We start from the raw sequence: 7,766 nt of genomic DNA, 5'->3' as shown, positions 1-7,766 counted from the left end.
GTGCGGCGATGGTGCCAACGATGCGCCCGCCCTGCGCCAGGCCCAGATGGGCATCGCGGTCTCCACGGCGACAGATGTTGCCAAATCCGCGGCCGGTATGGTCCTCACCGATCCAGGTCTTGTCGGCATCGTTGCGGCAGTCAAAGAAGGCCGCATCACCTTCCAGCGAATCCAGACCTACACACTCAATACGATCATTCGCAAACTGGCCACCGTGCTTTTCCTGGCGGTCGGCCTGTTGATCACCAGCCACGCTATCCTGACGCCGCTACTGATCGTGATCTATCTGGTGACAGGTGATTTTCTGTCGATGTCGCTGACCACCGATCACGTTCACCCGTCGACGATCCCGAATGTCTGGCGGATCGGCAGCCTGACCATTGCCGGAATCATCGTCGGGATCGGCCTGCTCGCATTTTGTACCGCAACCCTGCTGGTTGGCACATTGTGGCTTCACCTGCCGCTCGCCTCGTTGCGAACCCTCACGTTCCTGGCCTTGGTGTTTGGCAGCCAGACATCGATCTATGCGATCCGTGAACGCGGACATTTCTGGCACTCGGTCCCAAGCGCCTGGGTGATGGGATCAACGATCGCAGCTATCGCGATCGTTTCGGTCCTGGCTCTCACAGGCCTAGCGATGGCCAGTCTGCCGGTACTGACCGTGATCGCGGTTCTCGTGGCTGCAATTATATTCGCCTTGGTCGTGGAAGTCGCCAAAATTCCGGTCTTCCGATCTCTGGGAATCAGCTGAAAGAACCAGAATGGCTCTGATCGGCAAGTTTTACCCGAACTCTGAAGTGGTCGCGACTTTATGTGGTCACCCAGTCTGCCCTACGGCGGCAGTCGCCCGTGGTGCGGGCCACATGCCCCAAGCGATGGGTATGTTTCATCATCATCGATCGGAGGATGTTCCGATCGACCAGTTCGGTCCGTCCGCCTTTGAACGACAAATGGTTCAGTTCGGTCTGATCGGGTCTGAAGGCATGATCTTCCCATCGCCTCATAGTCGGTCCCGGAAAGTCCGGAGGTTCAACCCTCAGGCGCGGGTCGAGAATTCAGTTCATACCAACACGTGCACCCAGCAACCCAGAAGTGGGGCGCTGGACTGAAATCATGTGGCTAAACCTTCTGCCCACTCACTCCTAACCAAACTGATACTCTATTGGAGATAAAATGACCTATCTGGCATCAACAAAATCACCCCCGGCCGACAAAACTTCAACTGCGCAATCTCATGGATCACCCGAATTCTTAGCCCCGTCTTCCGACGCCATGATGAAGGCGTGGCCACCCTACATGATCGATGCGCTCCAGCGTAGTATTCTGTTCGTCGATTTACTGCGGCGTCGCGGCAATGCGGAGACCGAGATCACCTCCCGACCGACCGCGACCGTCCTGCGCTTTGACCATGAGGTCATTATGAGTGGCCGGTCATTAACACGGCCGATCAACTATTCGCTCATGCATATTCTGCCGTTGTCGGGCGTGCGGTCGAATCCCGGAAAGAGGCCCGTCGTCGTGATCGATCCACGTGCCGGCCAGGGGCCGGGCATTGGAGGCTTCAAGGCTGAGAGCGAGATCGGAGACGCTCTTGAGGCGGGTCATCCGGTGTACTTCATTGCTTTCAGTGCGATGCCCGAGCCCGGCCAGCAATTCCTCGATGTCGTCGAGGGTCAGGTAAAATTCTTCGAGCGTATAGTGGAGCGGCATCCGGAGGCTCCACCGCCGTTTGCGATCGGCAATTGCCAGGCCGGCTATCAAACGTTGATGGTGGCAATGCTGCGACCGGATCTCTTCGGACCCTGTCTGGTTGCCGGGTCACCCATGTCCTACTGGCAAGGCGTCCATGGCAAGGACCCGATGCGTTACTCAGGTGGTCTGCTGGGCGGCAGCTGGATGACCGCCCTGTCGAGCGACCTCGGCAATGGCAAATTCGATGGCACGGGCTTGATCCTTAATTTCGATATGCTGAATCCTGCCAATTGGCTTTGGGGCAAGCAATACGAAGTCTACACCCATATCGACACGGGGGCTGAACGCTATCTCGAATTCGAAAAATGGTGGGGCGACTTCATCGAGCTCAACGGCGACGAATTGCAATTCCTGGTAGATAATCTTTTTATTGGCGATAAACTCGCTCGCAACTTGCTTAAAGCCCACGATGGCACTGTGTTCGATCTACGCAAGATCACCTCGCCGATCATCGTGTTCACGTCGTCTGAAGACAATATCAGCCCGCCGCCCCAGGCACTCGGTTGGATCCTGGACCTATACCGCGACGTGGACGACATTCGCGCCACGGGGCGAACGATCGTCTACTGTCTGAGCCACAAGATCGGACACCTCGCTATCTTCGTGTCCTCCAAAGTGGGAGCTGAGCAGGACGAGGAATTCGTGCAGTTGATCGACGTCATCGATTGCCTGCCGCCCGGCCTTCATGAGATGGTGATTTCGCCACGACCCGCTGATGTCCCTTTAAGCGGATTTGTCACTGGCGACTGGATCGCGCGTTTCGAGCAGCGGTCACTGGATGACATCCGTGCGCTTGGACGCAACAGCCCCGAAGATGACCGCGCCTTCGCTGCTGTGGCCCGGTTGTCCGACATCAACCTGTCGCTCTATCGCACGTTCATGCAGCCCCTGGTCCGCGCGCTGGCTAACCAGCCAACGGCCGATCTGTCTCGAAAATTGAATCCGCTTAGGCTCAGCTACACCATGTTCGCCGACAGCAATCCCTGGATGAAGCCCGTTCTGAAACTGGCGACTGAAGCCTCGGCGATGCGCAAGCCCGTTCCAGCGGACAATCCGTTCCTGGCACTTCAAACCCGGTACTCCGACCAGATCATGGCAAGTTTGGACGCCTACCGAGCGATTCGTGACAAATTGTCCGAGAAAGTTTTCTTTGCCATCTATGGCTCTCCCGTCCTCCAGGCGTTACTCGGTGTCCCCGCGGAGAGTGGAGCACAACCACCTGCCCCTTCGTCCGAAGATCTCGCAGCTCGGCAAGCCATGGCGGCAGGGTACGAGACGATGCTCAAGACCGGCGGGTTTGACGAAGCGCTGACCCGGGCAGTGCTCTTTGTCATGGGGGGGGACCGGTCGATTGACCAGCGCTGCGCACTCGCCTTGAATGTCGCGCGCCAGCGACTGATGCATTTGTCCCTCCCCCAGTTCAAGATCGTGGTGCGTGACCAGTTCTTCGTGCTGCAACTCCTGCCTGACCGAGCTATTGCGGCCCTTGCGTCGATCATTCCCGAAACGGCAGAACGCGAGGAACTCCTCAAACAGGTGAACGCAATCATCGGCACCGCTGGATCACCGACCGCCGCCGGCCGCGATCACCTCACTCGCCTGGCAAATGTGCTCGGTGTGCCCGCAGAAAAATATCGGGCAACCGTCGCGTGATACTGAAGTTTCCGCGCGGCGGGACGTACTTGCTGTCGTGACGGTCGGATACTGACCGTCACGACAGCATTCTGCCGCGCCAATCCGGACATAGGAGTTTGTATCTTGCCGATCATCGTAAACAAGATTTTTGACGAGATCGCCGTCGGCGATACGGCGTCAGCGCAGCGCGAGTTGCTCGCAGCTGACGTGCGTGCCTGGGAGGCGGCCTTTGGTGATGCCGATACGATGACGGGCGAGAGCCAAGCTGGGGCGGGAATCGTGACAGGGCTGATGACAGCACTGATCGGTTCGTCGCTGCCAGGTCCGGGTTCGTGCATACGTACATTCACCCTGCAGATCATGTCTATATTGCCCATCGGCGGCGTCATAACCGTGAGTCTCGTCGTGAGGGAGAAGCATACGGATAAGGGAATCGTCGTGCTGGACGGGCGTTGCTCTGATCCGTCCGGCCGCGTTGTCGCAACCGCAGTCCTCGATGTGTTGGCACCAACGAAGAGACAGCAGCACATTGTCGCGGAGCACCGCCTCGAAGGCTTGCTGGAGCGCTGCCGAAGCCTAGAACGGATGCCGACTGGGATCGTACACCCATGCAGCGCTGAAGCGCTAAAAGGCACCATCGAGAGCGCCGAAGCCGGGCTGATCCTGCCGATCATGTTCGGGCCCGAGACCGAAATCCGCCGCATTGCTGATCAGGAGCGGCTAGATATCTCAAAATACCGCATTGTGGCGACCGACGGCCCGGAAGACTCAGCCACCAAGGCAGCCGCATCAGCTGGCGCCGGCGAGATCGCAGCGTTGATGAAGGGAAGCCTCCATACCGACGTGCTCCTTCATGCGATCATGCAGAAAGACGCAAAACTCCTCGCCGGCCGCCTTATCAGCCACTGCGCGATGATCTCGGCGACGACCTATGGACGCCGCTTCGTCATCAGCGATGTGGCACTGAATATCGCACCGAGCACCGACCAGAAGCGGGATATCTGCCAGAATGCTATTGGTTTCGCGCGCGCGCTTGGGATCGACCTACCGAAAGTGGCCGTGCTCGCTGCGGTGGAGATGGTGAGCACGAAGATGGCCGCCACCCTGGATGGCGCGATCCTGGCGAAAATGGCGGACCGTCGGCAGATCGTCGGCGGCATCGTCGATGGTCCCCTCGACCTCGACGCCGCAGTGGACAGCGATGCCGCACGTATCAAACGCATCTCCTCTCCGGTTGCCGGCGTTGCAGATGTTCTGATTGTGCCGAACATCGAGGCCGGCAATATGGTCTACAAAAATCTTGCCTTCATGGCGGACGCTCAAACGGCGGGCCTGGTTGTCGGCGCGCGGGTGCCAGTAATCCTTACAAGCCGTGCCGATACGGCAGCCGCGCGTCGGTTCTCAGCCGCGGCGGCAGTTCTCTATGCCGATGCGATCGCGCACGACCCGACCATATTATCGCCCGAAACAGCGGAGTAATCGGCCATGAGCGATGCCATCGCCGTCTTCAATGCCGGTTCCACGAGCCTGAAGTTTGGTGCCTATGCACTGGACACCCAAAGGTCGCTGTCCCTCTTGTGCCGAGGAAGCATCGACGACATGCAGGGAAATCCACATTTCGTCATCAATGACGCGACTGGCAGGCCGCTGGATAGCCATTCCTGGCATGAAGGTACAACGGTCGATCATAAAACCGCCATGCATTTCGTAATCACCTGGTTCGAGACAAACCTCGGTGGAACAAAAATCGTAGCGGCCGGTCATCGCATCGTACTCGGCGGTACCCGCTTCGAAGCGCCGGTAATGATCGACAGCGCCGTGCTCGAATATCTGCAATCGCTTACTGCGATGGAGCCATCGCACCAGCCCTTCAACGTTCGCGGCGCAAAGGCCTTCGCCGAGGCATTCCCGGGACTACCACAAGTCGCCTGCTTTGATAGCTCGTTTCATCGGACGATGCCGGAAGTGGCGCAGACATACGCGCTACCGAAGGAAGTACGAGACGCCGGTGTCCGCCACTGGGGCTACCACGGGATCTCCTACGATTACATCAGCCGGCAAATCCCAAAGTTTGCGCCTGGAGCGCGGCGGGTAATCGCCGCCCATCTCGGCGGAGGTGCCAGCATGTGTGCCATGTTGGACGGAAGAAGCGTCGAGACCTCAATGGGTTTCGCTGGGGTGTCGGGCCTGCCAATGGCGACACGCTCGGGCGACGTGCCCCCGGACGCGCTTTTCTATTTGATGCGCCTCAAAATGTTCGACGACGCTTCGCTGGAGAAGATGCTTTACGAACAGGCAGGTCTCCTCGGGCTCTCTGGCAGCAGCGGTGACATGCATGTCCTTCAGGACCGCAGGGACCCTTCCGCCATCTTGGCGATCGAATGTTTCGTCCATGCTATGACGAAATATGCCGGTGCCTACGCCGCGGTATTAGGTGGTCTGGACGCATTCGTGTTCACCGCCGGGATCGGGGAGCACTCCATCCCGGTGCGTGCTGCACTCTGCCGCCGGCTGGGGTCACTTGGTGTGAGGCTGGACGACGAGGCGAACGCCTCCGGCGGGCCGCGCATTTCCACGTCCGATAGCCCAGTGTCAGTATGGGTTATTCCAACGAATGAGGAGCTGATGATCGCCCAGCATACACTGGCGCTCATTCAACCCTCAGCGACATAAAATCGTATCCGTATGCCCCGACGCCAGCCAGACCCGCACGCCGGCCGAAACCGGGATATAATTAACCGGTTCAATCCCGAAGTCCTTTTCCATCCCCGCACCATCTTGCTGTCGGGCGGCAACACCCCAACAGGATCACGCCTGCGTACTACCCTCGCGACATGTCCGGCTCGAATCGTCGAGAAGGTGGGCGATGAACCAATTGATCTGGCTCTGATTGCCGACCTGGCAGACAACGTCCCCCACATGCTGGCTGCACTGTCGGGCCAAGTCCGGGGGGCTGCCATTATCTATGCTAAAGTCGAAAATCTGCGCGAAACCGCAGTCGCAGCAAGGGTCCGGGTTATCGGGTCGCGCTCTTTCGGTCTCGCTGTGCCGGGCATCTCGCTCAACGCATTGCTCACGGATGCCCCAGTCCCCCCAGGGCGAGTTGCCCTGCTTGCACAGTCCCACGCACTCGCTCGCGCAGTGATCGACTGGGCTGAACCTAACGGTGTTGGGTTCTCCACCATCGTCGGCATCGGCGATAATGCCGATATCGGATTTGGTCGAATACTCGACCATCTCTCCCGCGATCCGGGTACCGGCCCGATCCTGATGGAAATCTCCGGCTTGCGCGATCCGCGCTTGTTTCTATCCGCGGCGAAAGCTGCGGCACGCCTTCGCCCGATCGTGGCCATTGCCCCTGGTGGGCGTCTGGCCGACCCACGCTTCATGGCCATGGCCGGGTTTGAATCGGCGCTGGCGCGCGCCGGCGTGCTGCTCACATCCACACTCGGCACATTCCTTGCCGCAGCCGAAACCTTGAGCAGGGCGAGGCCAGCGCGGAAAGGCGGCCTTGCCATCATTGGCAACAGCCGAGGCGGCTGCCGTCTTGCTGCGGATGCCGTACTAGCAGCAGGGTTCGACCTCGCGCCTCTTACACCCGCGACCAACCAGGCTCTCGCCCTCCTGCTCGGAACCGATCCCATCGCTGAGGCCTTGGTCACCGTGTTGGACGCCCAGGGACCCCGACTCGCCGCTCTTGTGGCGGTGCTTGGTGCGGCGCCCGAAGTCGGCGGTATCATCGTGATCCTCGCGCCTTCCGGCGCGGACGATGATGCTACGATTGCCGCGCTGATTGCCTGCGCCGCCGATACCAAAACACCTCTCCTCACCGCCATACTGGGCCAGTCCACCGGTGCCGTCCGACGGCGGCGCCTTGCCGAAGCAGGGGTCGCGGTATTCGCCACACCCGAGGAAGCGGTCGCCGGATACAACGCCTTACGCCGCCATAGTGCCATCCAAACCATCGCGCGCGAACTACCATCCTCGACCGTGCTCGACATCGAGCCCGACCGTGCCGCTGTCGCCAAAGCCATCGCGGCCACGCGCACTGAGGGCCGAACCGTCCTCAGCCGGGAAGCCGCTCTTTCTGTCCTGCGCGCCTACGGGATCGGAACCGTCGAATCCAAAGTGGCGACCACGCCGGAAACGGTTGCCGCCACTGCCGCCCACATCGGTTTCCCGGTTGTCGTCAAGCTGACTGCTCCATCACTCATCGAACGTCGCCCGGTCGGCAGTCTTGCACTCGATCTGCCCGATGCCCCATCCGCAGAGGCCGCGGCACGACTGATTGAAACCCGCTTGCGCGGTCGTGGAGAGTTCCCCCCGGATGCCTGTTTTATAGTCCAACGCCAGATCGACCATGCCCGGATCCTGCGTAT

The 7,766-nt window shown here is 59.9% G+C and carries 4 protein-coding genes and 1 pseudogene; all 5 read left to right on the top strand.

Going from position 1 to position 7,766, the window contains the following annotated elements; genetic code table 11:
• Positions 1-751, top strand: a pseudogene (locus ACP5E6_RS14735) (HAD-IC family P-type ATPase); the annotation flags it as partial.
• A 422-nt stretch (positions 752-1,173) separates the two neighbouring features.
• A complete protein-coding gene (locus ACP5E6_RS14730; protein WP_427955182.1) occupies positions 1,174-3,405 on the top strand; it encodes a DUF3141 domain-containing protein in 2,232 nt (743 codons plus the stop codon).
• A gap of 105 nt (positions 3,406-3,510) precedes the next feature.
• Positions 3,511-4,866, top strand: a complete 1,356-nt coding sequence (locus tag ACP5E6_RS14725; protein ID WP_427955180.1) for a bifunctional enoyl-CoA hydratase/phosphate acetyltransferase — start codon at positions 3,511-3,513, stop codon at positions 4,864-4,866.
• Positions 4,867-4,872: 6 nt separating this feature from the next.
• Positions 4,873-6,060: an acetate/propionate family kinase gene (locus ACP5E6_RS14720; protein ID WP_427955177.1), complete on the top strand. Its 1,188-nt coding sequence runs from the start codon at positions 4,873-4,875 to the stop codon at positions 6,058-6,060.
• 186 nt (positions 6,061-6,246) lie between these two features.
• On the top strand, positions 6,247-7,766 hold a 1,520-nt coding region (locus ACP5E6_RS14715; RefSeq protein WP_427955174.1), incomplete at its 3' end, for an acetate--CoA ligase family protein.

This window comes from Acidiphilium sp. (genome assembly GCF_049977125.1).
Taxonomy (GTDB): Bacteria; Pseudomonadota; Alphaproteobacteria; order Acetobacterales; family Acetobacteraceae; genus Acidiphilium.
This window is presented reverse-complemented; position numbering and strand designations above follow the sequence as displayed.

Coding starts and splice junctions, on each gene's coding strand:
- ACP5E6_RS14720 (WP_427955177.1), top strand. CDS start 4,873: ATGAGCGATGCCATCGCCGTCTTCAATGCCGGTTCCACGAGCCTGAAG.
- ACP5E6_RS14730 (WP_427955182.1), top strand. CDS start 1,174: ATGACCTATCTGGCATCAACAAAATCACCCCCGGCCGACAAAACTTCA.